The sequence below is a fragment of the Acinetobacter sp. NIPH 2699 genome, assembly GCF_022549355.1.
Lineage (GTDB): Bacteria > Pseudomonadota > Gammaproteobacteria > Pseudomonadales > Moraxellaceae > Acinetobacter.
Genome location: NZ_JAKZGL010000003.1, coordinates 264183 through 289237, shown reverse-complemented (window position 1 = coordinate 289237; position 25055 = coordinate 264183). Strand labels below are relative to the sequence as shown.

General features: G+C 40.0%; 27 protein-coding genes and 1 pseudogene. 6 read left to right on the top strand and 22 right to left on the bottom strand.

Annotation, left to right across the window (positions count from 1 at the left end; all coding sequences use genetic code 11):
* From pilV (MMP72_RS04890) to ispH, 10 genes are all read right to left on the bottom strand, one after another.
* Positions 1-489, bottom strand: a complete 489-nt coding sequence (gene pilV, locus MMP72_RS04890; protein WP_241315074.1) for a type IV pilus modification protein PilV — start codon at positions 487-489, stop codon at positions 1-3.
* A complete protein-coding gene (locus tag MMP72_RS04885) occupies positions 486-1001 on the bottom strand; it encodes a GspH/FimT family pseudopilin (RefSeq protein WP_241315071.1) in 516 nt (171 codons plus the stop codon). Before MMP72_RS04885 ends, pilV (MMP72_RS04890) begins: the two co-directional genes overlap by 4 nt.
* Before the next feature lie 309 nt (positions 1002-1310).
* Positions 1311-1769 carry a type IV pilin protein gene (locus MMP72_RS04880; protein ID WP_277606324.1) on the bottom strand — a complete coding sequence of 153 codons (459 nt, stop codon included), beginning with the start codon at positions 1767-1769 and terminating at the stop codon, positions 1311-1313.
* Positions 1763-2260 (bottom strand): type IV pilin protein, encoded by a 498-nt coding sequence (locus MMP72_RS04875; protein ID WP_241315070.1) that lies wholly within the window; start codon positions 2258-2260, stop codon positions 1763-1765. Before MMP72_RS04875 ends, MMP72_RS04880 begins: the two co-directional genes overlap by 7 nt.
* A gap of 9 nt (positions 2261-2269) precedes the next feature.
* Positions 2270-6055, bottom strand: a complete 3786-nt coding sequence (locus tag MMP72_RS04870; RefSeq protein WP_241315068.1) for a PilC/PilY family type IV pilus protein — start codon at positions 6053-6055, stop codon at positions 2270-2272.
* A 16-nt stretch (positions 6056-6071) separates the two neighbouring features.
* On the bottom strand, positions 6072-6860 hold the full coding sequence (locus MMP72_RS04865; RefSeq protein ID WP_241315067.1) for a pilus assembly PilX N-terminal domain-containing protein: 789 nt from the start codon (positions 6858-6860) through the stop codon (positions 6072-6074).
* Positions 6857-7990 (bottom strand): PilW family protein, encoded by a 1134-nt coding sequence (locus tag MMP72_RS04860; RefSeq protein ID WP_277606323.1) that lies wholly within the window; start codon positions 7988-7990, stop codon positions 6857-6859. Before MMP72_RS04860 ends, MMP72_RS04865 begins: the two co-directional genes overlap by 4 nt.
* A 1-nt stretch (position 7991) precedes the next feature.
* Positions 7992-8492, bottom strand: a complete 501-nt coding sequence (gene pilV / locus MMP72_RS04855; RefSeq protein ID WP_241315065.1) for a type IV pilus modification protein PilV — start codon at positions 8490-8492, stop codon at positions 7992-7994.
* Positions 8492-8980 (bottom strand): prepilin-type N-terminal cleavage/methylation domain-containing protein, encoded by a 489-nt coding sequence (locus MMP72_RS04850; RefSeq protein WP_241315064.1) that lies wholly within the window; start codon positions 8978-8980, stop codon positions 8492-8494. The genes pilV (MMP72_RS04855) and MMP72_RS04850 overlap by 1 nt, the downstream gene beginning before the upstream one ends.
* Before the next feature lie 141 nt (positions 8981-9121).
* Positions 9122-10072, bottom strand: a complete 951-nt coding sequence (ispH, locus tag MMP72_RS04845; protein ID WP_241315062.1) for a 4-hydroxy-3-methylbut-2-enyl diphosphate reductase — start codon at positions 10070-10072, stop codon at positions 9122-9124.
* A 103-nt stretch (positions 10073-10175) separates the two neighbouring features.
* Here ispH and gmk point away from each other — a divergent pair, with 103 nt between their 5' ends.
* From gmk to bfr, 6 genes are all read left to right on the top strand, one after another.
* The gene (gmk, locus tag MMP72_RS04840) at positions 10176-10799 is read left to right on the top strand and encodes a guanylate kinase (protein WP_241315060.1); all 624 of its coding nucleotides are present in this window, start codon (positions 10176-10178) and stop codon (positions 10797-10799) included.
* 70 nt (positions 10800-10869) lie between these two features.
* Positions 10870-11148 (top strand): DNA-directed RNA polymerase subunit omega, encoded by a 279-nt coding sequence (rpoZ, locus tag MMP72_RS04835; protein ID WP_241315058.1) that lies wholly within the window; start codon positions 10870-10872, stop codon positions 11146-11148.
* 234 nt (positions 11149-11382) lie between these two features.
* On the top strand, positions 11383-13491 hold the full coding sequence (locus tag MMP72_RS04830; RefSeq protein WP_241315056.1) for an HD domain-containing protein: 2109 nt from the start codon (positions 11383-11385) through the stop codon (positions 13489-13491).
* A 103-nt stretch (positions 13492-13594) separates the two neighbouring features.
* On the top strand, positions 13595-13975 hold the full coding sequence (locus MMP72_RS04825; RefSeq protein WP_121928920.1) for a RidA family protein: 381 nt from the start codon (positions 13595-13597) through the stop codon (positions 13973-13975).
* A 180-nt stretch (positions 13976-14155) separates the two neighbouring features.
* Positions 14156-14350, top strand: a complete 195-nt coding sequence (locus MMP72_RS04820) for a bacterioferritin-associated ferredoxin (protein ID WP_241315054.1) — start codon at positions 14156-14158, stop codon at positions 14348-14350.
* A gap of 293 nt (positions 14351-14643) precedes the next feature.
* Positions 14644-15108: a bacterioferritin gene (gene bfr / locus MMP72_RS04815; protein WP_241315052.1), complete on the top strand. Its 465-nt coding sequence runs from the start codon at positions 14644-14646 to the stop codon at positions 15106-15108.
* 44 nt (positions 15109-15152) lie between these two features.
* On the opposite strand, the gene MMP72_RS04810 is transcribed toward bfr, so the two are convergent.
* From MMP72_RS04810 to MMP72_RS04755, 12 genes and pseudogenes are all read right to left on the bottom strand, one after another.
* Positions 15153-16790 carry an O-antigen ligase family protein gene (locus tag MMP72_RS04810; RefSeq protein ID WP_241315050.1) on the bottom strand — a complete coding sequence of 546 codons (1638 nt, stop codon included), beginning with the start codon at positions 16788-16790 and terminating at the stop codon, positions 15153-15155.
* Between the two features lie 161 nt (positions 16791-16951).
* A pseudogene (locus tag MMP72_RS04805) lies at positions 16952-17108 on the bottom strand (type IV pilin accessory protein); the annotation flags it as partial.
* Positions 17104-17547 carry a pilin gene (locus tag MMP72_RS04800; RefSeq protein WP_241315048.1) on the bottom strand — a complete coding sequence of 148 codons (444 nt, stop codon included), beginning with the start codon at positions 17545-17547 and terminating at the stop codon, positions 17104-17106. The pseudogene MMP72_RS04805 and the gene MMP72_RS04800, both read right to left, overlap by 5 nt.
* A 145-nt stretch (positions 17548-17692) precedes the next feature.
* Positions 17693-18427, bottom strand: a complete 735-nt coding sequence (gene tfpZ, locus MMP72_RS04795) for a TfpX/TfpZ family type IV pilin accessory protein (RefSeq protein WP_241315046.1) — start codon at positions 18425-18427, stop codon at positions 17693-17695.
* Positions 18428-18505: 78 nt separating this feature from the next.
* Positions 18506-19024: a pilin gene (locus MMP72_RS04790; protein WP_241315157.1), complete on the bottom strand. Its 519-nt coding sequence runs from the start codon at positions 19022-19024 to the stop codon at positions 18506-18508.
* Positions 19025-19478: 454 nt separating this feature from the next.
* Positions 19479-20039, bottom strand: coding sequence for a TPM domain-containing protein (locus MMP72_RS04785; RefSeq protein WP_241315044.1), 561 nt, complete (start codon positions 20037-20039; stop codon positions 19479-19481).
* Positions 20033-21094 carry a TPM domain-containing protein gene (locus MMP72_RS04780; RefSeq protein WP_241315042.1) on the bottom strand — a complete coding sequence of 354 codons (1062 nt, stop codon included), beginning with the start codon at positions 21092-21094 and terminating at the stop codon, positions 20033-20035. Before MMP72_RS04780 ends, MMP72_RS04785 begins: the two co-directional genes overlap by 7 nt.
* Positions 21095-21118: 24 nt before the next feature.
* Entirely contained in the window at positions 21119-21709 is a 591-nt protein-coding gene (locus MMP72_RS04775) for a LemA family protein (RefSeq protein ID WP_005193857.1), read from the bottom strand.
* Between the two features lie 311 nt (positions 21710-22020).
* On the bottom strand, positions 22021-22911 hold the full coding sequence (locus MMP72_RS04770) for a metal-dependent hydrolase (RefSeq protein WP_241315040.1): 891 nt from the start codon (positions 22909-22911) through the stop codon (positions 22021-22023).
* Between the two features lie 150 nt (positions 22912-23061).
* Positions 23062-23340: a type II toxin-antitoxin system RelE/ParE family toxin gene (locus MMP72_RS04765; RefSeq protein ID WP_241315038.1), complete on the bottom strand. Its 279-nt coding sequence runs from the start codon at positions 23338-23340 to the stop codon at positions 23062-23064.
* Positions 23337-23549 carry an addiction module protein gene (locus MMP72_RS04760; protein WP_241315035.1) on the bottom strand — a complete coding sequence of 71 codons (213 nt, stop codon included), beginning with the start codon at positions 23547-23549 and terminating at the stop codon, positions 23337-23339. The genes MMP72_RS04765 and MMP72_RS04760 overlap by 4 nt, the downstream gene beginning before the upstream one ends.
* Before the next feature lie 75 nt (positions 23550-23624).
* Entirely contained in the window at positions 23625-25046 is a 1422-nt protein-coding gene (locus MMP72_RS04755) for an FAD-dependent oxidoreductase (RefSeq protein WP_241315033.1), read from the bottom strand.
* Positions 25047-25055 lie beyond the last annotated feature (9 nt).

The following is a 25055-nucleotide window of genomic DNA, read 5'->3' as shown; positions in this document are numbered from 1 at the left end:
TTAATAAGCCTCCAAGAATAAACAATATGATCCTTTTACATACACACCATCTTTAATGCACGATTCTACTCCTTGACTGTCAGACAAAATGGTCTCTTCCCATGCAACATAAATACACTGCCGCGTATTTCCAGTTGGACAGTCGGCAATGGACAGATTCATTCCATTATTCTTCGCTTGTACTGCCGCATTATTTAAATCTTGTTCTGCAATACTTGCAGTATCTCCTGCTACTGTGGCAACATCTACTGTCGGAATGGTCAGCGCACCAACATTATAATTTCCATTTCTAACAGCTTGAGGATTTACTCTCATACGTTCAGCCAAATCACGGGCAATCGTCAATGCAATCACTTGCTTACTAGCTTCCAAACTGGCATCAACCGCTTTCAACTGTAAGGCAGCAAAACCAAGTACGGCGATTGCTAGCAGTAATAATGCAACTAGAACCTCAACTAAACCCACACCTTTTTGATTGTTATAATTCATGTGCAAGCTCCTTCTTTTATTGTTGTATCACCTGTTATCCCAACACCAATACAATAAGAAAAGCCATCCCGCAATAAAATGAAATTGGTGGCAGTAGCTACACTGCCATTGTTTCTAAATTTAAGATAAGTTTCTGAACGACTATCAACGGTGACGCCCTTTTCTAAATGAGCTACAAAAATTCTATCCTTGTTGGTATCTGTAATCGTAAGTGCTGTTGAACAATTAGCTTCTGATAAAGAACTTAGACAAATACCTGTTGGTTCTCGGAGCATCACGGCTTGGGCTCTGGCCTCAGATACTTTCATTGCTACGTCACGTGCCGACGATTCCAATTTTTGACGTGAGTACATACTGGCAAAAGATGGTGCGGCCATCACTGCAAGGATTGCGATAATTGTAATTGTCACAATCAATTCAAATAATGTGAATCCTGAATGAGGATTCGCAAAGTGAAACGTTGCTTGAGTGCAAGATGAAGCGTTAAGCTTGGAGCCATGTACTTGTTGCATATCGCCCTCCATATGCACAATTTTTATAGTTTTGATTTATGTTCTAATGTTTAATTATCAATTTCCTACCAAAACGTAATGAAATCTATTTTTTGTGGATGAAAGGTAGATATTGTCAGATGACTGCAAAATTATTTAATTCAAATCTGTATTTACAAAAATAGAGATAAATATGTCACAAAATTAAGCTTATTTTGAGTATAAAAAACGACCTTCATATTAAAAACCAATCTAACCCACGCTATAAAAAGAAAAAAGCAAATACCTTCTGATATTTGCTTTTGTTAGATATGACATTGATGATACGGCTTAGCGGCCATCCCAATTTGAAGTTGCGGATGGAATACATGTTACACCTGTGGTTTTATTGCCCCGATCCCAGCAACGCTCACCTCTATGATTCAATACAATATCCCCATCATCCAACTGCCCTCCTGTTGAAATTGCAGTGAGTGTCCAAGTACCAGCCGTTACATTAGATAAAGCTAAATTGTATAAAGTTCCCCCTCCTGACTGGGGTAAGATGCCACTATGACCAACTTCAGCTAGACCAATAGCGGTACCATCTGGTTTTAAGAACGTAAAATTGGCGATTTTATAACGTTGTAAACGACTCGCAAGCTCGATCATATCTGCTTGTGCATCAGTACGTTTCGTTTTACGTACATGCTCTTGATAAGATGGATATGCTATCGCAGCTAATATTCCAATAATAGCAACAACAATCATTAACTCAATAAGCGTAAAACCTTGTGTTTTCTTCACCATTCTTCTCGCCCTGTACCACACGTCGCATTATCTATATTAGTAGCAGTTATATTAGCTTTAGTTTTGTTTTTACAGCGTACGCCAGAACTGGTCATCAGAAAACTAAAGTTATCAACATTTGTTGTGTCCGCTGCTTTCCACATGCCACGCATTACCCAACTTTGTCCTGATGCAGTGCTATCTGTTAACGATTTACTAACATCTGTTCCATCACTCACAGTAATCGTATATTGAATTGCAGCACCTGTTGCACCAACAGGTAAAACAACCGTATTCGGAAAGCCCAAATAATTGAAGTTTCTTGTTTTACTCCGCTCTAGTTCAGTTGATATACGTTGCATTTCTTGTTGAGCTTGTGTAGCAATCGCACGTCGAACATATTCTTGATAGCTTGGTATCGCTATTGCTGCAAAAATTGCAACAATAACAACTACCACCATCAATTCAACTAAAGTAAATCCTTGTATGGGCGTTAATCGTTTGTTTCGCATTGCTCACCCCTATCTCGAACGTTCATACCAACGCTGTGGCTCTAAGCAAATTCGACTACTACCCGTTGAGATAATCCCACCTACCATTGTAGCGCCACGATTCCCTGTTGATAGACAATAGTTTTTATTGTTGCTACCATCTTCTGGCTTTGGTCCACCACCACCATTTGGTTTACATGTTGGATCAGCAGGGTCACATTCGTTTCCATCATCTACAATTGCTGTATATTGAATTCCAGCACCTAATGAGCAACCGTCACCAGTACTACAAGAAAGTCCTGAATCTGTTGCTAATTTTTTATCACACTGACCATACGGCAAACAGAACTGGTTTAAGAAACTCTCACCCTTCACCCCTGCACCACAATCTCCTGAAAGACCAGGTTTACTACCATCAAATGTAGAAACGAATAGGCGATTATTCAAAGCAATTGGTGTCGAAAATACTTTTGCACTTTGCAATTTATTTGATTGAAACCGATAATACCAACCTTGTTTTGCAGTTGAGGACATCGGATAAGGTGCAACCAAAGTAGTATCATCATTACGATTATTTTGAGTAATCTCACCTAAATCCGATTTCGTTAATGTTGGCGTCACAAATGTATATCCAGATTTATACAAATTGCGAGCAGCGACATCACGATCATAAATATTATATACTGCATCATAATCATAGCCTGATGTACCCACCGTATAGTCTTTTAGCGGCAAACTACGATTCCCACTCCCAATCGATACAACAGCAAAAGTTTGACCTGCATAATCATAAACTGAGAAAGAAGGCATCTCATAGAAACGTGGACTCTTTTCTGCCGCATTTAGATTCAATAAGCGTCGAGGTGTCTTAGCGAAATCTTTGGTTGATACCGCATTATTATCCAGATCAATACGGAACAGTTGCCCCCCCAAATCGCCAAAATATAAATGATCAGCTAAACCATCACCATCACGATCTTCGGTACGAATTTCACTGACTACACTATATTTTAAATCGCTTGCTGCTGTCTTAACAACATTTGATGATGCCGCGGTTGTATTCGCACCTGCCCACCAGAGTAATTTTCCATTGTCAGCATCGAACATATAGACACCACCACCTCTTCTATTGATTTGGTTATATGTGTCATTTTCATAGCCCCCCGTATTGGCTTTACCATCAGGACCGCCAGCATCATATCCGCCACCTACAAACATAACGCGTTTACGCTGCTTATTCCATTTAACCCATGTAATTGCAGGTTTAGACCAACTTTGTCCCATATCTCCTAATTCATTATAGGTCGTTATGGAACCGTCACGACTGTAAACTTTCCTATCGTCTGGAGAAATATGGAACAGTAACTCTGGATTATTAATATTCTGAAAATCTAGAGCATAGTAACTACGTCCGCCCATACGCAAACCACCATAAGCAAGTTGTTTACCTTTCTGAGCAATTCCTTTCCCTGTACCAACGGTTAAATTACCAGAACCATCAATCACATATTCAGTATATGTTGTCCAAGGTCCATCAATACCATAATATAAATTAGACAAACCACCTGAGGTCGTATCATACTTTTGAAAAGCTTCTTTTTGCCCTTCGATCATTTCATTCGGTACGAATGCAAACTTTTCTTGCCCTGTTTCAGCATCCACCACATGTAACAATCCTTGAGTCGTTCCAAACAGAACATAATCCTCACGGTTCTCTGTTTTCAACTCACCATTTTTATAAACAATCTTACCTTTATTCGTTACTAACAATGGTGAGGAGTGCATAACAGCACCTACTTGGCGAAGTTCAGGTGTAGCCGCTGTAATCGTGGGATTAGATGGGTTCACGTTATAACCTAACAATTGCATCAAATAACCACGATTTGCATCATTTTTATAGGTTGTATCCACTAAATCAGTACTACTGATTCGCCGTAAACTTGTTCCTGTAACAAAGGTCGCAGCTACTCCTGTGCCATTTGCAATACGATTGGTCAATAATTTCCGATTATCAACAGTCGCACCCGTGTCCATTTTAAGTTTCAATTGCGACCAAGCCCCACCTTTTAAGGCAAACTTTGTACTTCCATAAATATCCTCATCAGCATCTTTAATAGCTGGATTAGTACTGACCGCTGGGGACCATAAATCATAATTATCAACGATTCGGCCTTGACTATCGACAATATTATTACTTGCCTGATCTTTCAGAATACCAGCTACAACATTGTATTTTTTGAGGTTCCCTGCCCAAAGCTGATACGTTTTATCAGGTGTAGGTTGGAACTGTGGGAAATAAGCTTGTTTCTGTAAAACAGCAGGATTTAATCTATCTTTGGGCACTGTAGGTGAACCTGTTGTTACCGCTGGAATAACTGTACCCAAATCACCTAAGAATGAATTTACACTGTTCACAATATCTTCTGAACTATTTCCTGAATACCAACCACCTTCGCCAATAATCCCCCAATACGCAGCTTTTTTTACATTCGTGTTAATTGTACCTAAAGCCGCAATATTTTGAGCTTGTGTTTTTGACTTATCAAAAGATTCCACATTATTAAAAGATGAACCAAAACCTACTATTGCTGTTTTGATTTTTAACGCTAATGGATTGTTGCTGCTATTATTTAATAATAAATTATTATTGAACGTATAAGCACAATTCCAGTCACTACCTGCCCCCCAAGAAGACGAGCAACTAAAACCCTGATCATTCAGAGCGTTTCTCATTAAATCCTGAGGAGCCTGACTATCAGTCGGCTCACCATCCGTTAAGACGTAAATACCCTGCCCACTACATTTTTTTATATCTTCTGTCTGCGTTAATGATTCAGGGGCACGATAACGGAACTCTTCTACTACCTTAGTTTCATTATAAGATTTTGGATAACCACTATTTGATGTTGCTGTACTAATCGACCAGTCTGAACGATAACAAGTACCATTATACAACGTTCCTCCACTTGATAATGGACTCTGAGCATTAGTCGTATTAAAGCGATATGAACAAGCGACCTGTTGAAAATTAGAACCCGATGGAACTGGGTTTGCTGTCGCTTGTGCAGCAAATGTTGTACATGCCCCAGACGTATTCCATGCTGTACAGGTTCTATACTTGATACCACTATTGTTATAGCTAAAATAGTATACGCTGTTGTTTCTCTGTGCCCTTCGTTGGGTATTCGTTCCCATCATATAAGATGCAACATCTGTAAAAGCTCTAAATGTTGGCGTAGTACTATCTGCAACCAAACCGCGAACTTCATCAATCAGAATTTGTCTTTGCGTTTTTCCACCAACGACCTCTCCCAAAGGGCGGGCTGGTATCCGAATATAACCATCATTTCCCTGAAATGTTGACAAACCAATGACCTTATCATCGGTTAATCTCACAATATTTTTGCTTGTATTACCATATAATAGATCAATCAATCCATCTTTTAAGCGCGTGATTCGGTCATAATATCTTGCAGCACTATTAGACGAACCATTTTGGCACCATCTACGCTCATAAGCAGCTACACCAGAAATATAAACCTCGGTCGTGCTGGTTCTCACTGTACTTGCGCTCACACCACTTGGTATATCACATGCTGATCCACCACCACTTGCATTGCGGTTCATACTGCCTGATAAATCCAGCAAAAGCATCAGAGTAATTTCACCAGACTTTGCTTCCTGATAAATATCAATATCACTGGCTTGGACTACACTTGTGATGACCATTCCCGAACTCAAAGCAGCAATAGTCGTTGCGAGTAACTTTTGAAAATAAAGCTTAGACTGTTTGCTTTCTTTCATTTTGTTTTTCATCTTTATGTACTCCCACTCAAGAGAAATTCTGGGTAATCGTGTATTCACTCACGTGTGTAGTAAACGGCACATTCAAACTTACTAAACATTCTGTAGCTGTCTTGAGCGGATTGTCTTTATCTTCTGTCCCTGAAGGAATCGTAGGAACTGTAGTATCATCAGGAATGGAAAGTTCATTCATACGCTCTTGTAAACAAACGTTAATCAAATTTCTATCTACGTTTGTTAAGCTTGGCATTAAAGAAATAGCAAAAATTTTTACGCGTTTAGCATCTTCAATTTGCGCCTCTTTAGGATCTGTGCCTCGCTGCCTGTCATAAAAAGCATCTTGCTCGATAGCCGTTGGAAACTTCACAGCAACTTGGGTCATGACTGCTTTCCGCCCACTGGTAAACCAGTTTCCTGAAACATTTGTACGTGCATCACAATAACCATCTGTTCCTAGTGCATTATGTGTCGGCTTTGTTTTACCAGACTCCCACTGCATAACACTTACTTTATTGATATCAAAGAAATTATCTTGATCACCGCGAAAGCAAAATACCAACTCTTTATCTTTATCACTTTCATTATTAATGTAACCAAACATACCACTTACACTGAAGCTTTGGGCTAAATTCTCGGCATGTTCAACATTGAAGAATGCTGCGTCTGAGTTTTGCATAACCAACTGTGCAACCTGACTATTTGTTGCTATATTCAATCCCACAATACTCTGGCGAATGGCAATCGTCCCAATCACCGTAATAGCCACCAAAAAAATAAGTACGACTATGAGTGTTGCACCGACCTGATTATTTTTCATTGACCACGCTCCCCAAAAACATTACGCAAAGCAATGGTTTGAGATACAACTTGCCTCACATATCTAGTGCTTGTATTTTCTGGTGTTTTTACTTTGATTGTTTGATCCAACACCACAAACTCCTGATCATTCTTTATGGCACTTTCCGAACCAACAGATTGTGCCGAACGCACCAACATTCCTAATTGAACAGATACGATTCGTGGACGAGGCGCTGCAAGATTTAAATAATCATTGATTGATACATAGCGACGACCTGCAACCTCATCACTTTGGACATTTAATAGCACTCTAAAGTGATCTACTCGTTTCATAATGATTTCACCCGCATCACCATAATTGGTAATACTTACAGGTGAACCATCGACAGGGTAATAACCAGCATCACATGCCAAAGCTAATGCCTGATTTGGTTCAGTGGTTTGTTTATTATTGTCTTCTCTTAAGAAGTAGCGCTGTACCACAATTTGCCGACCAAAAGGTGTCGCTGGATTTGCAACATCTTGTTCTAGTCGAAACTTTAAAGCATTTCCCTCACAATCGAACCCACCAACTAGATAATCAATAGCGCCTTCCCGAGTTTGTGTGTATAGAGGTTCATATTGAATCACCAATTGATCACTTTCAGCCTCCTCACCATCAATCGTGACATTAGATACTCCAGTCCACATCGGTGCCGTACCTGCAATCATTCCAGAACTACGTGAAAGTAAATTCACATTTGCAGTCGTGCCCGTAATTGATCGATTAAGGTTACTTAGTGATGTCGCTGGTGTAGTCGTTTCATCTAATGTTGCATTAACAGAGGATGTTAATACGATTCCCGCAGCAGCAGTTTCATCATTAATAATTGCTTTTGAATTATTGAGATTGGTTAACCGTATATCTTGGGTAATGTAATTTAAGCCAAAATTTGCATTATCCTGTATATCAGATACCCCTTGTTGCATGGATAAACTTCTTTGACCTGTCAAAAACAATAAAATCGCAGCCGCGGTAATAATCAAACCTAACGCTAGCGATAGCATGAGCTCTACCAATGTAAATCCTGAACTGGCTTTGATAAATCGTCGATTTACTGGCTCATATGCTGGAAGATTAGTTTGTATAGAATACTTATTATTGTTCATATTAATAAGTCTCCATAATCACGCATGTTGATGTCGGGTTATAGGCATTACCATTTGTACAATCTCCAGTACCATTGCCATCTGTGGCACTTGAATCACCCCATGCAACATAAATGCAACTTCTATTATTGGTGTTCTGACAATCCATGATGTTCATGGTCATACCAAGAGACGCTGCCCGATTAACTACTTGAGAAACATCAAAGTCGGCTAAATCAGTATCTGAACAACTTGTAGACGTGCAGTTGGTTTGAAATACTTTTTGTTTAGATGCAGTTTGCATCTCATCTTGATAAACAGAGAAAGCATTACGGTTAACGCGGATTCTTTCAGCTAGGTCCCGAGCAATTGAAATGGCTTGCACTCGAGATGTACTTTCTGCACTTGCCTCCAATGCACGGTATTGCAAAGCAACAAATCCCAATACCCCTATCGCCAAAATCATCAATGCTACTAATATTTCAACGAGACCGACGCCACGTTGATGATTTAACACGTTCATTAACATGTCCCCGCTTGCGTCTGCTGAATCGTTCCCATTTTGGATATACTGACTGTTTTAGATTTATTTCCGCCTGCCTTATCACAGATCTCAAATACATCGCTACTCGAATCAATTAATCGTTGGCAGACAGGGGGGGTGCTGTTGTCTGCAATACAAACCCCACCATTTAGATTAAAGAGAAGTGCAGTCGGTGAACTAGAAGACAAAACATTCTTAGACTCAGGTTGCCAGTTAAATTGCATTGCTGTGTTTGCAATCGGTGTTCCAGTTGAATCAGACTTTAACACCACTTTTATTGCACTACGCTCAAGCACTGCTTTTGCACGCGCTTCATTAAAAGTTGAGATCAGATTCTGAGTACTTTTATTAAGATTCTGTGTCAACATCATGCTATTAAAAGCAGGCACAGCCATCATCGCAACAATTGCCAAAACAGCAATCGTCACCATCAACTCAATTAAGGTGAATCCCCGACCTTTCCCCATGACCTTGTACCAATTTTTCTTGAATTTATGAGCTCTATATTAAATTTTATTTTTACAGAACCAATACAAAGCAGATAAGCACCAAAAAAAAACGGATGGAGTGTAACTCATCCGTTTCTAGTTCACATTTTTCTAATAAAATTAGGCTTGTATCACCTGTATGCGCAGCTCTTTTGGCAGACTAAAGGTAATGTTTTCTTCTGTACCTTGTAACTCTTTTGGCGGCGTTGCCCCCCAATCTTGTAAACGTTGAATCACTTGCTTAATTAAAATTTCTGGTGCTGATGCGCCTGCTGTAACGCCAATTTTATTCTCTGCTTTAAACCAGTCTTTTTCCAACTGATCTGCATTGTCGACCAAATAAGCCGCTTTACCCATACGTTCGGCTAATTCACGTAAGCGATTTGAATTAGAAGAGTTTGGAGAACCAACCACCAAGACCACATCACATTGTTCAGCTAAATCACGAACCGCATCTTGACGGTTTTGAGTGGCATAACAAATATCATCCTTACGTGGTCCTTGAATCTCAGGAAACTTACGTCTCAACGCATCAATTACTTTTGCCGTATCATCAATAGACAATGTCGTTTGCGTGACAAAAGCAACTTTATCTGAGTGTTTCACCACCAAATCATCAACATCCTGTTCATCTTCAACCAAATATATCGCACCACCTTTGGACTTGTCGTACTGTCCCATCGTGCCTTCAACTTCTGGATGTCCTTCATGTCCGATGAGGATCGCCTCTGTGCCTTCACGCGCATATTTGGTCACTTCAATATGTACTTTGGTCACCAAAGGACAGGTCGCATCAAATACCTTTAAACCACGCTGTTCCGCTTCTTGCTGTACCGCTTTTGATACGCCATGCGCACTAAAAATCACAATGGAATCATCAGGCACCTGATCAAGCTCATCAACAAAGACGGCACCACGCTGACGTAAATCATCAACCACGAACTTATTGTGTACCACTTCGTGACGTACATAAATGGGCGGATTAAAACATTCTAATGCTCGATTGACGATTGCTATAGCACGGTCAACACCAGCACAAAAACCTCGTGGATTGGCCAACACGATTTCCATAACACCCTCTCTCTCATCGTCCGAATATTTATACCAAACTATTTCGTTTAGCGGCACGCTACACTACAATAGCCAAGATATTTTATCATATCAGGAAAGTATCATGTCGGGTCTATTGTTTGTCGTTTCTGCTGCCTCAGGAACGGGCAAAACATCTTTAGTGAAAGCCCTTCTCGATCGAGTCAGCAACCTTCATGTTTCAGTCTCTCACACGACGCGCGACCAACGTCCTGGCGAATTAGATGGCGTTCACTATCATTTTACCAATAAAGAAACATTTTTAGCCCAAGTCGAACAAGGCGGTTTTATTGAATACGCTGAGGTATTTGGAAACTATTACGGGACCTCACAAGCCAAAGTAAAAGAGCAGCTACAACAAGGTCACGATGTATTATTAGAAATTGACTGGCAAGGTGCCGAACAAGTTCGTCGGCTTTTTCCAGAATCAAAACAAATCTTTATCCTTCCTCCAACACAGTATGATTTAAGACAACGTCTATCCAATCGCGGCACAGATTCAGTTGAAGTGATTGAGCATCGTCTGAGTTGTGCCGTCGAGGATATGCGTCATTTTGCCAGCTTTGACTACGTGATTATCAATGATGATTTCAATAAAGCGGTCCATGATCTAGAAGCGATTATCGGTGCCAACCGTTTAGAAACATTGCAACAAAGCAATCGTCATCAGCAATTGATTGAGAATTTAATTACGCTCCATCGCGAATAACTTGAGTCTTGACTAAAAGCCTTTTATACTACTTAGTCATTTCAGATGTATTGTTCAAACGAGACAACTTATGGCACGTGTAACCGTTGAAGATTGTTTAGACCACGTAGATAACCGTTTTGAGTTGGTACTGGTAGCGAGTAAACGTGCACGTCAACTCGCACGTCAAGGGATGGAACCCACTGTAGAATGGGATAATGACAAACCAACCGTGGTTGCTTTACGCGAAATTGCGATTGGTCATGTAACAAAAGACATTTTGAAACAACGCGATCAAGACTACCAAACATCAAATCTTGATATGGTATTGTCTACAAATTCATTAAACTTAGAAGGTTTTTCTTTCTAAGTCGAATTTACTTTGCATAGAAGCCCATTGTGAAGACACTGGGCTTTTTTGTTTGTTGAAATGTCAATAGATCCTGTTCTATATTGATAAAAGCAATATCTGTCATTGGAAAAATTTTCGAGTTTTTCTCCTGAACAAATTGACAAGTTTAGCAATATGCTTTTCATTAGAAGCTACAGCAAATATCCATAGACGCTATCATTATTGAATTCATGTTATAAAAGGTGTTTTTCTATGCCAGGCGAAGAGGTCAGCCAAGCCAAGCAACAGTTAAAAGTCATTATTGATGCCTATCTCAAAGATAGTGACGTCCTGCGTGTGCTTGCTGCCTGTGATTTTGCCGATTTAGCACATAGCGGTATTACGCGTAAAAGTGGCGAACCGTATGTCTTACACCCTATTGCTGTAAGTTGTATCTTGGCACATATGCGTCTCGATGCAGATACGCTTATGGCCGCGTTACTACATGATGTGATTGAAGATACTGAATTTAGCAAAGATGAAATTGGAGAAAAATTTGGACTGGTTGTCGCCGAACTCGTTGATGGCGTGACCAAACTGAGCCACTCCAGTGATAAAGAATATAACAAAGCCGCTTCTTTCCGAAAAATTCTGCAAGCCACCTTACAAGACCCACGTGTCATTATTATTAAATTGGCTGACCGCTATCATAATATGACTACGTTAGGGGCGCTGCGTCCTGACAAACGTGCTCGTATCGCGCAAGAGACTTTTGATATCTTTGTACCGATGGCACGTCTCGTTGGCATGAACGAGATGGCAGATAACCTAGAACATCTGTGTTATCAAAATCTTGATCTCGATATGTTCAATGATATACAAACCGCACTATTAGAAACCAAACCTAAACGCTGTGAATACCAAACCATTTGGGAACAAAAATTATCCGATTTATTAGAAGACCATAAAATAAAAGGTCGCATTAAAAAGAAAAATAACAATATTGAGTTGCTGCGCCATTTTGTAAAAAATGAAATTGATTTAAATGAACTGAGCCATAGCCACGCTTTTGAAATCGTTTTACAAAGCATTGCTGATTGTGATCGTCTGGTCACCGCTTTGAAAGACAATTTTCAAGTCTTACAATATCGAGACCATATTCGCCGCCCTTTACCGGGTGGTAATCAGTCATTAATGATCAAATTAAAAGGTGAAAAAACCACACTGTCTCTCACCATTCAAACTGAATTGATGCGCAAAGCCGCACGTTTTGGTGTGGTGCTGGGGGAAAACGCCCCTCAGGCTTGTCGATCAGCGATTCAAGCGTCTATGCAAAACCTGAATACGTTAATTGATAGTGATTGCGCCAAAACTACATTCAGCGATTTACTTGATTATTTACATCAAGAGAAAATCTGGGTGTATACCCCCCATGGACAGTTACATGAGCTGCCACAAGGCGCAACGGTGGTTGATTTTGCTTATTCAGCAAGCTTGTTTTTGGGCAACCATGCAGTCGGTGCCAAAGTCGATGGTGAGATTCGCCCCTTATCCACCCCACTCTATAGCGGTCAGGTGGTTGAGATCATTACCGATGTGCTGGCCACACCAAATCCAGATTGGCTGAGCTTCATTAACACGCAAAAAGCGCGTCGTGCTTTGCAAAATATGCTCAGAGATCAAGATATTGATGAACAACGCTTAGTCGGTCAACAAGCACTGAATCGAGCCTTAAAATTATTCCATCGCTCAATCAATGATCTTTCTCAGAACGATTGGATCAATGTTTTAGAATGGCGGCATTTAAGCAGCAAAGATACTCTCTTTGAACAAATTGCAGTCGGCGATCTGCTCCCACAACTGGTGGCAAATCATTTATTCGCTCAAGACCATCACACCCATATTCATGAAGGGTCCGATCGTTTAATTCTCGGTACTGAAGGCGTTGATGTCAAATATGCACACTGTTGCAATCCAGTATTAGGCGATCCGATCCAAGGACATTTGTCACGTCGGGGTCTAATCGTGCATCGTTCACGCTGTCGCAATCTACTGCATGAACAACATTTACATCCTGAAAATATCATGCCTTTATATTGGCAATCAGAAGAAATCGATGATGTTCGTTTTAGTGCTTATTTGTGTATACACATGGCGATGAACGATGAACAAATTTCAGATCTAATCTATCAATGTCGTAAGGCAAAGACAGGGGTCGAAATGGTTCACTCACAAGATCAAAAAACCTATGTCAATATCGTGGTGAATAATCGAAAACAACTTGCACAAATCATTCGTGACTTGCGTATGCATCTGAATTTCCCGCGCATTGAACGCTTGAATATACCCATCGTCCAGCCAGAAGTGGCTAAAGTAGTTTAATACGATCTGAAAACGACTCAGCAGTACTCAGTCGTTTCGCAGCTCTGCTTTTGTGTTAAAGTCGCTTTGCTTAAGATAGAAAATAATGACATAGGAGAGTTTAATGTCACGTCAAGTTATTCATACTGAACACGCCCCTGCTGCGATCGGAACCTATTCTCAAGCAATTCTTGTTGGCAATACGCTCTATCTTTCAGGTCAAATTGGCTTAGACCCATACAGTATGGAACTCGTGGATGGCATTGAGGCTCAGATTCGTCGAGTTTTTGACAACCTAAAAGCAGTATGTACCGCTGCTGGTGGGAGCTTAGCAGACATCGCCAAACTCAACATTTTCCTCACTGATCTCTCTCACTTTCAGTTGGTCAATCAGATTATGGGGGAATATTTCGCTCAGCCATACCCAGCACGTGCAGCACTTGGCGTAGCAAGCCTGCCTAAAAATGCATTGGTGGAAATGGATGGCATTGTGATTATTCCCTAAGAAATTAATTTATATTTTTCAAGCATATAAATAAAAATCATAGACACCACCGATAAAGTGGTGTTTTTTTATTCAAATTCTCAATAAGAATCCATCCACTATTCGAATGAAATTCATTGACAAACGATAACAATTATCAATAATATCAATTATCGCATTTATATTTGTGAATAGTCTGCCATGTATGTCTGTTTATGTCGTGGAATCACCGATCAAGATATCAAAGATGCCGTTGCCAACGGTACAGAGAGCTATCGTGAAATCCGCGAACAACTTGGCTTAGGAACCTGCTGTGGACGTTGTGTTCCTGAAGCACGTGCCATTATCAGTGAAGAACTCTCTGAAATTGCTGCACGTATCTCTGTTGCAGCCTGATTTATTTTTTAGATTTTTATAAAGCAAATTTCTTTCGTGTTTACGACTCCACCGCTTCTTGTCGAACCTTAACCCCTCTTCATCTAAGCGGTTTTTTTATAAAAATAATGTCTTGCAAGATTGCAATTACCTTACGCTGCTACAAGCACCTTGCTGAACGTCGAACTCCTCATGATTGTGATTTTCATTTGCCGTTCCATAAATTACTCGCCATAGCCCTCTTTGTTGATTAAAATCATATAAATTGCCTTAGTGACTAGGGCATCAACTTGGTGTTTTATGGAGCAAGCGCAATGAAAGGCAATCGTGAAGTGATCAATCAGCTGAATCAGGTGCTTTATCATCATTTAACTGCAATTAACCAATATTTTTTACATTCTCGTATGTTTAATGACTGGGGCATCGAACAACTCGGATCAGCTGAATACAAAGAATCTATTCGTCAAATGAAACATGCGGATAAAATCATTGAGCGTGTTTTATTCTTAGAAGGCTTGCCAAACTTACAGCATCTCGGCAAATTATATATTGGTCAGCATACTGAAGAAGTGCTGAATTGTGATATTCGTAAGGTGAAAGAGAATATTGCGACGATTCAACAAACCGTCGAGATTGCAGAAGTCGAACAAGACTATGTAACGCGTGATTTAGTCCAAGAGATTTTAGAGAAAGAAGAAGAATATCTAGATTGGCTCGACACTCAACTTGATTTGGTTGAAAAGGTTGGCATCGAAAATTACATTCAAAGCCAAATTTAGAAACAAAAAAAACCTTTCAAAATTTGAAAGGTTTTTTATCGCTATTACGTTTTAGGCTGACCAATCACCTGCTCTAAAGTAAATTGCTTTTTATAGAGCCGATTCCAAATCTCAATATATTGCTGTGCCTCAGCTTCTTTACCATTATATGCCAGCAACTGTGCATATTTTTTTAGATTAAAAGGCGTCGCTTTATTCTTCACTATTTTGCCGATTATCATTAATTCATGCTCAGACATCACTGTATTCGGTGAGAGTGCAATCCAGTTGAGACGCCACTCAAACTGGGTTAACAATAAGATCTCTGAACTCCCGAGAATACGCGCAGTAGGCGGCTTTTTCGCAAAAACTAAACGGCTATTGTCTTGATAAAGCTTATAGTCCCGCCAAATAAGCAGAAGTACAATAAGACTCAGTACCCAAACACAACGCGAGATATTTTTATATATTTCAATTCCTTTTAAATTCGGTGTTTGCGCCTGAATCAAGCCCAATAAAAAACCCATTGGCAATAAGAAATAAGCATAACGCTGTGGAAACTCAAGCATGGCATGAATCAGAATTGCAACGACCATCAACATGGCAACAATTGAAACAGTGTCTTTACTGCATTGATTTAACCAAAACAACCACAGTGTGATATAGCCAATAATCAAGAGACCCAGTGGAATCCCATTCCAAACCAGCAAGTCCAATAAAATGTTATGCGAGCTATTAAACCAAACTTGCACCGTATTGAACTGAATGCTCTCCACCACTGCCACACTGGTTTGATTCCAGCCATAGCCCCACCACGGTTGTTCGGCAATGGCATGCAGCATCTGCATCCACATCCCTAGACGTTCATGCCCTCGACTCGCTCGATCGACAATAGAAGCCGTTTTGGTTACATCTGTAAGCTGCTCAGCTGCGATCCATTGCGTCAACAGTGGTAAAAGGTAACCTGAGATCAATACAAAGGCTGCACACCAAAAAACAAGTTTAGGGAAATTGAGTTGTGGGCTATTTCGATATTGCTTATAAATCCAATAAATGAAAACAAAAATGAGTACCATCCATGATGTTCTAGATTGGCCTAGACTGATCGCAAATAGAATCAATAGACTGGATGGAATCAGCAACCATAAGGCTGCTTTTTGTTTTTCATACAGATAAAGCCCCCCAAACAATCCAACAATCAAAAACGTTGCCATATTGTTGGGTTGCCCAAAATTAGCAAAAGGACGGCTGCCTTTAAGTTGATTGACAACACTCAAGCTGGATTCTAGTTCTAACCATTGCGTGATTGCCATTAGGCTAGTGATCACAGCCGTTGCAAGTACCAGATAGCTAAATCCTTGCATCAACTGCTCACGTCGGTTTGGCTGCTGTAGCGACAGATTAAAACCAAGCAGGATCATTAACCAAAATGTAAATAGATAGAATGAACTCAGCAACGCGACGCTTAAGTCTCCAATCAAACCAAAGCTCCATTGCAGCATTGGAATCACAATGATAGGCAGCATCCATAACTGGGCTTTAGGTACTTTTATATTTTGACTCAAGGCTAAGGTAAAAAGTGCAATCCCCGCAGCAAAACCAGCGAGATCGCTCGAAAAAGTCACCCATGGGTAAGTATGGAATGGCGAGAGCCATGCAAAGCCAAGTAGAGCACTGGCGAGAAGAAAACAGAGAGCTTGCATAAGGTTAAATAAAAATAAGGCTTCGCGGTAGTATATAACGAAGCCATTTTATTGATCTCAATTTGGTGTCAAAAACTACATTTTTTAATCAAGGGGGATAATCATTGGTTCATCCACATTGTTTGGTTTGTGGATTCAATGTCTGCACCCTTTTCAGTAACTTATTTCCACGGTCTTAAATCTACGATTTTGATCACGTCACCTGTTTGTTTATTGATTAAGACCGTCATATCTACCGCTGTGGCTTTAAGTGGCACGAAAGCATTGGCTTGTGGGTTATTGAACTAAGATTTTCTGCACGGACTGCTGATCATTAAATGCCTTGACACACCTTGGGCAAAAACCTTTGTTGAATATTAGTTGAAATACAATTCCATTCCATCCCTCCAACTTTTGAGGTCATAGCAATTTGTATCTGCTTATTTTCTAAAAACGGCGAAATTCTTATATTATTGAAACTTATTGTAAAAGCACAATCAGCTCCAGCGTAAGTACTTATTACAACAGATTCCAAATAACGAGTTCGGATTGTCCCCACATTATCTAGAGAAAAATCACTCAACGTAGGACAACTTCCTTTCTCCATATAAATATTCGCCATCTCCACTTTATAAAATGAAGCTACACTAAACACTTCTGTTACTTGAGAACGCGCAATATACTCTTGATAAGCAGGAACAGCTGTTACAGCTAAAATCCCTACTATTGCTACTACAACACTTATCTCAATGAGTGTAAATCCTTTTTGATGCCTCATAAGAACACCTCTATATCAGTCTACTTATGAGATAGCATTTTTCATACCAAAAAATTATTCATTTATTTTCAATTAGATAAAAAAAATCTCAAAACAAAAAAGCATATATTGTATAGAAATAACATTTTTTGTCATTCATTGAATCTTATTTCCAAGGTCTTAAATCTACAATTTTGATTACTTCACCTGTTTCTTTATTAATAAGAACAGTCATATCTACTACATCAGTTTTTAGAGGAATAAAGGCTGTCGCCTGTGGATATTTGCTAAGAGTTTTTTGTACAAGCTGTGAAGCATTATATTGGCTTAATAACTCTAAACCTCGTGCTTCTTGTTGTGTTTTCGACCTAACCACTGATAGCTCAACATAACGTTCAGGACGATGAGAGAGTAAAATTCCATTCAAAACCTCATCAAACATGTCTTTTTGTTTTTGTTCTAAATTTTCTGATAATTTAATGGCTGCAAATTGTGGGCTTAGTATAGATACTTTTTGAAATCTGACTTCTGCTTGTTTAATATTTTTATTATAAACCTCATTACTTCGAACAACTTCGAACTGATCAACATTAAAAATTAACCATACAGGACGCCCTTGCTGGATTGTATACACACCGTAGACCAGCGCAGATAACTGAATCAATATAATCACAGTTAAATCCATTTTTAAAGTCTTTTTACCTTCTTTATAAACCAACCAACCTAAAACAGGGCCGACAATTACATCAATCGTAAGCAATATTAAAAAGATATGAGTTACACCAACAGCCGTAGCCAATGGGAAAGGGTACCATATAAAAAAAACTACCCCTACCACAACTAAAGCGATTAGGAATGAAGTAAATAGATGGCATAAGAAAAAACTAAGTCGCTTTGACATATAATATCCCCAATTCAAAACTTGATTTTAGAAAATAAAAAAGACTGGATAACCAGTCTTTTTTATTTTAAATATTAATTAGATTTTGCAACTAGCAGGCAAATAACGAGACTCAATATCAGTAGGAGTTGTTGGTGCTGTAGCCATAGTTAAAGAAGCTGGAGCTGTCGCTGTACCACAAACCCAAGTAATATTACCAGCATTATCAACACCAGGGCTTAATGTCAAAATTTGAGTGTCAATTGCTGCACTTGCTTTTTGTGGTGCTGTTGCACTGTAAGTAACAATGATATTACCAGCTTCAACAGCAATTTGACTTACATAGTTACCATTATTATCAGCGGCTGCCGCACCAACTGTACAGTTTGCTGGTGCAGGGGTTTGACCACAAATAGCCTCAGCATTATCAACTGCCCAACGTCCTGTTGTTGAATAAAAATCCCCAACAGCTGTTTTTAATCCAGATGATAATGAAAGGCCTTCAGATACTTGTGCACGCACGGTATAGTCTTGATACGCAGGAATCGCTATCGCAGCCAAGATACCGATAATCGCGACAACGATCATTAATTCAATAAGAGTAAAACCCTTTTGCATTGTGTTCATAACATTTCTCCAATGTATAAATTTTTTATAAGCTTTTTTTCAGCTACTTTGTATTCAGCATGTTTCATGCCAGCTCCTAGCTTAGCCAATTTTAACTTAAAAAAACAGAGACTTAAATATTATTAGCAACGATCAGAATTAATGCAAATTAGACACATTATGAAAAAAAATGACAAATAATGTCATCTCCCTCTCATTATCAGCCTTGAATATAAGAACCAATTTTGACTGCTTTCTAATTGTTTTAATATTGAGCGAAATAGGTCACATAAAAAAAATTGTAACTGTCTCTACCACTCATCGCCAAATAACATCCGTTTATCACTAGGCGATATACCCCTAAATTAAACGACACAATTAAATCTAAGCAAGTGGCCAAATATTGAATTTCTCAAAGTCTCATTTATCAACGAAAGGTCAAATGTTTGCAGTGAAACCAACCCTATTAATTCAAAATAATCGGCTCATTGCTCAATTCATTATTTTGATCAGAAATAGGTTGATCATAATAGATCGCCAACACCTGACCGATTTCCTGAATACCAGCCAAAACACCCTGTTGATATTGCTGCTGTTTTAGTTTTTCTATAATCAACTGACAAATCTGCTGCCATGTTTCAGCATCTGTTGCATTCTTTAAACCTCGATCAATCACAATCTCGACTTTGCGCTCACATAGATTTAAATAGAGCAATACGCCACTATTTAACTCAGTATCCCAAACACCTAACTCCGCAAAGAGCTGCTGTGCACGTAACCGCGTATCCTGATGATAGGCTTGTGAGCACGGGATATGTCCCTCGATCACCACTTGTATCTCACCAACATGTCCATGCTCAGCCTGCTGTACAGTCTGTGCAATCTCTAAACGATTTTGCTGAGTAAAATAGCGATGCGTGGCAGAAATATACAAAAAATGCTTGAACCAGCGTTTAAGGCTAGGTTGGACTCGTTCATCCAGTTTGGGCTGGGTAATAATCTGTGTTGTATCTGTTTTCGTTACCATGAGCCTGATGCTCCTCCACCGCCAAAACTACCGCCACCACCACGATATCCACCACCGCTTCCGCCGAAACCTCCGCCGCCGCCACGTCCACCACCTGATAAGAAGGCTTGGAAAATCAGTTGCGCCAGTGAGGTAATTAATAAAAAGAACACACCGATACCTAACAATAAGCTCATCAAGATGCCAGCCCCATTGACCAAGCCAGCCACGGCTGCGGCAACACCCGCAGTAGATGCACTTAAACGTTTACCCACAATCAATGAACCCACAACGCCTGCAATCAAGATAAACAAAGCCATTGAAAGACTATTGTCTTTGGCTTGTTGCTGTTGCAATGCTTGCTCATGGCGCGCTTTCAAATCCTGTGCCGCTTGTTGTGCAACTTCAGGGTCTAAATTGACGATCCGTGTGATCTCATCCAAACCCGCTGAGATGCCTTGTGCATACTGACCTTGTTTAAATGCAGGTGTGATCTGATTGCGAATAATCCGACTCAGCACCACATCAGGTAAAACCCCTTCCAAACCATAGCCCGTCAGAATTTGAATGTTACGATCATTAATCGCAATGGCGATGAGCAAACCATTATCACGTTTCGCTGAACCGAGTTGCCATTTCTCACCCGTCCTTAAAGCAAAGTCAAAAATGGCTTCCTGACCTGTTGTTGGCACGATAATCACACCAATTTGTGCCTTACCCTGCTGATAGAGACTGAGAATTTTTTGGTTCAATTGCTGAGTTTCAGCAGCACTCAATATATTGGCTTGATCAATAATCGGCTGATTTAAAGTGGGTAAACCGCGTATGGACTCCCCCTCAGCCATATCATCTGCAACCTTGGGTAGGTCTGGAGCAGTATTATTGCTACTGACCGGTGCAGTGGATTGATTTTTTTGTTGTTCTTGGATGATTTTACCTGCAATCAGCACATCACTTTGGTCTGTTGCTGTTACTTGCTCTGCCCACACTGTATGTTGAAAACAAAGTGCTGTAAAAAGAAGGATGAAAGCAGCGTAAATCCGCTGCGTCCATGCTTGCTTTGACGTTTCCATCATACAGTGACTCCCGACAATGCCAATTTAGTTAAAAGAAACGGTTGGCGCTTGCTCAGCAGACGCTTCTGCCTTGAAATTTTCTTTGGTTTTCATCCCAATCACTTTGGCCGTCATCACCTGTGGGAATTGACGCGCATAAGCATTGTAATCTTGTACCGTTGTAATATAACGGTTACGTGCTACAGCAATACGGTTTTCCGTACCTTCGAGCTGTGCTTGTAAATCCCGAAAATTTTCATTGGCTTTGAGATCTGGATAGTTTTCTGAAACCGCAATTAAACGAGACAATGCACTTGTCAATTGACTCTGGGCTTGTTGATATTTTTCAAATAAGGCTGGGTCTTCTAAAACCTCTTTATCTACTTTTAGACCTGCCACATTGGAACGTGCTTGAGTTACTTCAACCAAAACTTGTTCTTCATGTTTGGCATAGCCTTTCACCACATTGACTAAATTCGGCACGAGGTCAGCACGACGTTGATATTGGTTTTGCACTTCTGACCAAGATGCAATCACCGCTTCATCTTTGACTTGCAAGGTATTATAACCACAACCTGTAAACAATAAACTGCTTGCCAATACGGTTGCGAGAGCGGTTTGTTTCATAGCTTTCATAAAGTTTATCCTCAAGTTTTTCTTTATATTTTTGCGATAATTCATTGTAATGTGATTTTTTGCAGACTGTGTAAAGTTTATTAAAGTTGTTTTATTTCTCTTTAAATAGACTCCTTTCATCAATCCCCTTGCGGAACTTCAATGGTTCCTCATTCTCCCTCTAGGAGAGATACAAAGAGGGTGTCAATAATGATAAAGAGATCTAATAAAAAATGGCATTACATCAAGGTTAAGATATAATGCCGTGCTAAGCAAAGTATTAAAGTCTGCATGTCTAAGATTTTATTCTTATTATTTAGGGTCTGTACCTGTTAACTATAAAGCTTAGAAGCAGTTTCTTCCTGAAAACTAAGCATGCCATATTCATCCGCCATCCGTGCTTTCCAGTAATTAACCAATTTCGTATAGTCATGCTTGGCTGGATGGAAATCAGCTTGATAATAAGATAAATACTCTGGTATCAATTGAATCAACATTTTACTGACTAGATAAATCCCAAATAAATTACCACCCACTTTCGGTAAGCTTTTCCATTTATCTTGCCAAAGCAAACGGGTTGTTCCATAAAAAACCAAACTCGCAAAACCCGTAGTCACGCTACGCATCAGCAAACGTCGAATTCGATCATCCCCATACACCTCTTCATAAACATCAAATGCCACTGAACGATGCTCGATTTCCTCAATTGCATGCCACACCCATAACTTCATCGCATCCTCATCCAAGGTGCTTAAAAGCTCAGGATGCTTGAGAACATAGCCCCCTAGCATCGCAGTGAAATGTTCAAAAGCACAGGTCAAAGCAAGTTGAAGTTTTGGATGGACTTTTCTTAAGGACTCATCCTGTTTAGCGATCCAAGCTTGAAAACGATCGAGGTTATAATCATCACGTCGCCATGCATCATTAAACTCACTATGCGCTTTGGAATGCATGGCTTCCTGTCCAATGAATGCCGCGATCTTTGCTTGTAATTGTGGATCTTGAACTTTGTCTCTGACATTGCGGACACTATTGACAAAAAATTGCTCGCCAATCGGAAAAGTTGACGAAAGTGCCGTCAAGAGATGCGACATCACAGGTGAGTTGGCAAAATAATGTCGTTTAATTTTTTGAGGATTAAACTGCAAGCGTCGTACAGTAATCCCTAATGCTTTTGGACGATTTAAATAGTTTTTTTCTGTGTTGGTCTTTGCAAGAGCCATTTGATTGCCTGCATCATTTCCATACTGATATTCAGTATTACGCTGGATATAACCTCAAGGACAGGGCAAAAAAGCTTATTGAACTGGCAAAAATGACCAAAAAGATAAAGTGTGGCATGAAGTTGGAAACAATACGAACTTATTATTCAATTATAGTTCTGTGGTTGGCTGCGCTCTACAATCCAAAATTCGCCAAATCTGTATTTCAGTTCCTAGAACCTTATAATAAATCGCATAAGGAAATCTTTTTGCAAGTAACCGATAGTAAGCCAAATACTGTGAATGAATGCCCATATAGAGCTGTAATGATTCAATATCGGCAAACATGGAATCTAAAAAATATTCACCCAAGTCCTGTTGTTGTTTTTCATAAAAATCTCGACCTCTTTCTAAGTCCTGAATCGCTAAATCGAGAATACGAATTTTCATGTTTTCTTCTGCAATCGTTTTTTAGCATCTTGCCAGTCAACAAATTGATTTTGCTTCGTTGCAACCAGTGCTTCTGTTTTTTGCAAAACATCCGCATGCCATTGCGGAGAAAGCAAATCCGACTCAGTCGATAAATCTTGCCACAATCGCTCAATTAATTGTAATTTTTCAATTTTTGTGAGCTGATCAATAGGAAATGCTGTAGTCATCTTCTCATCCAAAAAATTTCGAATTAAAGACAATCTACAGCATTTTTATTTAAAGCGATAGCTTAGGATTGTGAATTACACACCAAGATAATCCAAGATACCTTCAGCAGCTTCGCGACCTTCCCAGATTGCGGTCACAACAAGATCAGAACCACGTACCATATCGCCACCCGCGAAAATCTTCGGGTTGGAAGTTTGGAATTTAAACTCTTGTTGTTCCACTGCAACCACACGACCCGAACCATCTAAATTCACATTTGCAGTAGAGAACCAATCCGCTGGACTTGGACGGAAACCGAAAGCAAGTAATACTGCATCTGCTGGCAATACTTCTTCAGACCCTGGAATTGGTTCAGGACTACGACGACCACGACTATCAGGCTCACCCAGTTGAGTGGTTACGAATTTAACGCCAGTCACTTGACCATTTTCACCCACGATTTCAATCGGCTGACGATTGAATAGGAATTTCACCCCTTCTTCATAGGCATTCTTTACTTCACGAGCAGAACCCGGCATGTTGCTTTGATCACGACGGTAAGCACAGGTCACATCATGCGCACCTTGACGTAGCGAGGTACGGTTACAATCCATCGCGGTATCACCACCACCGAGCACGATCACTTTTTTACCGTCTAGGTTGATGTATTCACTTGGATCTTTTTCCCAACCTTGACAACGATTGACGTTGGCAATCAAGAAATCTAATGCATCATAAACGCCATCGAGATCTTCACCGGGGAAACCACCTTTCATATAGGTATAAGTTCCCATGCCCATGAATACGGCATCATATTCAGCTAACAACTGTTCAATGCTAACGTCTGTACCAATCTCAGTATTTAAACGGAATTCGATGCCCATCCCCGTAAAGATTTCACGGCGACGCTTCATGACATCTTTTTCCATTTTAAACTCTGGAATACCGAATGTAAGAAGACCACCAATCTCAGGGCGTTTATCAAATACCACAGGTTTAACACCACCGCGTGCAAGAATATCGGCACAACCTAGGCCTGCTGGGCCTGCACCAATAATCGCAACTTTTTTGCCTGTCGGCTTTACCCCAGACATATCTGGACGCCAGCCTAAAGCGAACGCCGTATCATTGATATATTTTTCAGCATTTCCAATCGTGACTGCACCAAAACCATCATTCAGGGTACATGCACCTTCACACAAACGGTCTTGTGGGCATACACGACCACAAACTTCTGGCAAAGTATTGGTTTGATGGCAAAGTTCAGCCGCTTGGAAAATTTGACCTTCGGCAATCAGCTTCAACCAGTTTGGAATGTAGTTATGTACTGGACATTTCCATTCGCAATAAGGGTTACCACAACCTAAACAACGATGTGATTGATTTGCCGCCACATCCGCAGTAAAAGGTTTATAAATTTCCACAAACTCTGCTTTGCGGACAGTAATATCTTTTTTCTCTGGATCTTGACGTGCTACATCCAAAAATTGAAAGTCATTATTGAGGCGTTCTGCCATGTCTCTCTC

Coding starts and splice junctions, on each gene's coding strand:
- MMP72_RS04775 (WP_005193857.1), bottom strand. CDS start 21,709: ATGAAAGCTATGAAACAAACCGCTCTCGCAACCGTATTGGCAAGCAGT.
- MMP72_RS04885 (WP_241315071.1), bottom strand. CDS start 1,001: ATGCAACAAGTACATGGCTCCAAGCTTAACGCTTCATCTTGCACTCAA.
- MMP72_RS04820 (WP_241315054.1), top strand. CDS start 14,156: ATGTATGTCTGTTTATGTCGTGGAATCACCGATCAAGATATCAAAGAT.
- MMP72_RS04870 (WP_241315068.1), bottom strand. CDS start 6,055: ATGAAAAACAAAATGAAAGAAAGCAAACAGTCTAAGCTTTATTTTCAA.
- ispH (WP_241315062.1), bottom strand. CDS start 10,072: ATGGAAATCGTGTTGGCCAATCCACGAGGTTTTTGTGCTGGTGTTGAC.
- MMP72_RS04830 (WP_241315056.1), top strand. CDS start 11,383: ATGCCAGGCGAAGAGGTCAGCCAAGCCAAGCAACAGTTAAAAGTCATT.
- bfr (WP_241315052.1), top strand. CDS start 14,644: ATGAAAGGCAATCGTGAAGTGATCAATCAGCTGAATCAGGTGCTTTAT.
- pilV (WP_241315065.1), bottom strand. CDS start 8,492: ATGAACGTGTTAAATCATCAACGTGGCGTCGGTCTCGTTGAAATATTA.
- MMP72_RS04825 (WP_121928920.1), top strand. CDS start 13,595: ATGTCACGTCAAGTTATTCATACTGAACACGCCCCTGCTGCGATCGGA.
- MMP72_RS04765 (WP_241315038.1), bottom strand. CDS start 23,340: ATGAAAATTCGTATTCTCGATTTAGCGATTCAGGACTTAGAAAGAGGT.
- rpoZ (WP_241315058.1), top strand. CDS start 10,870: ATGGCACGTGTAACCGTTGAAGATTGTTTAGACCACGTAGATAACCGT.
- pilV (WP_241315074.1), bottom strand. CDS start 489: ATGAATTATAACAATCAAAAAGGTGTGGGTTTAGTTGAGGTTCTAGTT.
- MMP72_RS04880 (WP_277606324.1), bottom strand. CDS start 1,769: ATGGTGAAGAAAACACAAGGTTTTACGCTTATTGAGTTAATGATTGTT.
- gmk (WP_241315060.1), top strand. CDS start 10,176: ATGTCGGGTCTATTGTTTGTCGTTTCTGCTGCCTCAGGAACGGGCAAA.
- MMP72_RS04790 (WP_241315157.1), bottom strand. CDS start 19,024: ATGCAAAAGGGTTTTACTCTTATTGAATTAATGATCGTTGTCGCGATT.
- MMP72_RS04755 (WP_241315033.1), bottom strand. CDS start 25,046: ATGGCAGAACGCCTCAATAATGACTTTCAATTTTTGGATGTAGCACGT.
- MMP72_RS04800 (WP_241315048.1), bottom strand. CDS start 17,547: ATGAGGCATCAAAAAGGATTTACACTCATTGAGATAAGTGTTGTAGTA.
- MMP72_RS04780 (WP_241315042.1), bottom strand. CDS start 21,094: ATGATGGAAACGTCAAAGCAAGCATGGACGCAGCGGATTTACGCTGCT.
- MMP72_RS04810 (WP_241315050.1), bottom strand. CDS start 16,790: ATGCAAGCTCTCTGTTTTCTTCTCGCCAGTGCTCTACTTGGCTTTGCA.
- MMP72_RS04850 (WP_241315064.1), bottom strand. CDS start 8,980: ATGGGGAAAGGTCGGGGATTCACCTTAATTGAGTTGATGGTGACGATT.
- MMP72_RS04770 (WP_241315040.1), bottom strand. CDS start 22,911: ATGGCTCTTGCAAAGACCAACACAGAAAAAAACTATTTAAATCGTCCA.
- MMP72_RS04785 (WP_241315044.1), bottom strand. CDS start 20,039: ATGGTAACGAAAACAGATACAACACAGATTATTACCCAGCCCAAACTG.
- MMP72_RS04860 (WP_277606323.1), bottom strand. CDS start 7,990: ATGAACAATAATAAGTATTCTATACAAACTAATCTTCCAGCATATGAG.
- MMP72_RS04760 (WP_241315035.1), bottom strand. CDS start 23,549: ATGACTACAGCATTTCCTATTGATCAGCTCACAAAAATTGAAAAATTA.
- MMP72_RS04865 (WP_241315067.1), bottom strand. CDS start 6,860: ATGAAAAATAATCAGGTCGGTGCAACACTCATAGTCGTACTTATTTTT.
- MMP72_RS04875 (WP_241315070.1), bottom strand. CDS start 2,260: ATGCGAAACAAACGATTAACGCCCATACAAGGATTTACTTTAGTTGAA.
- tfpZ (WP_241315046.1), bottom strand. CDS start 18,427: ATGTCAAAGCGACTTAGTTTTTTCTTATGCCATCTATTTACTTCATTC.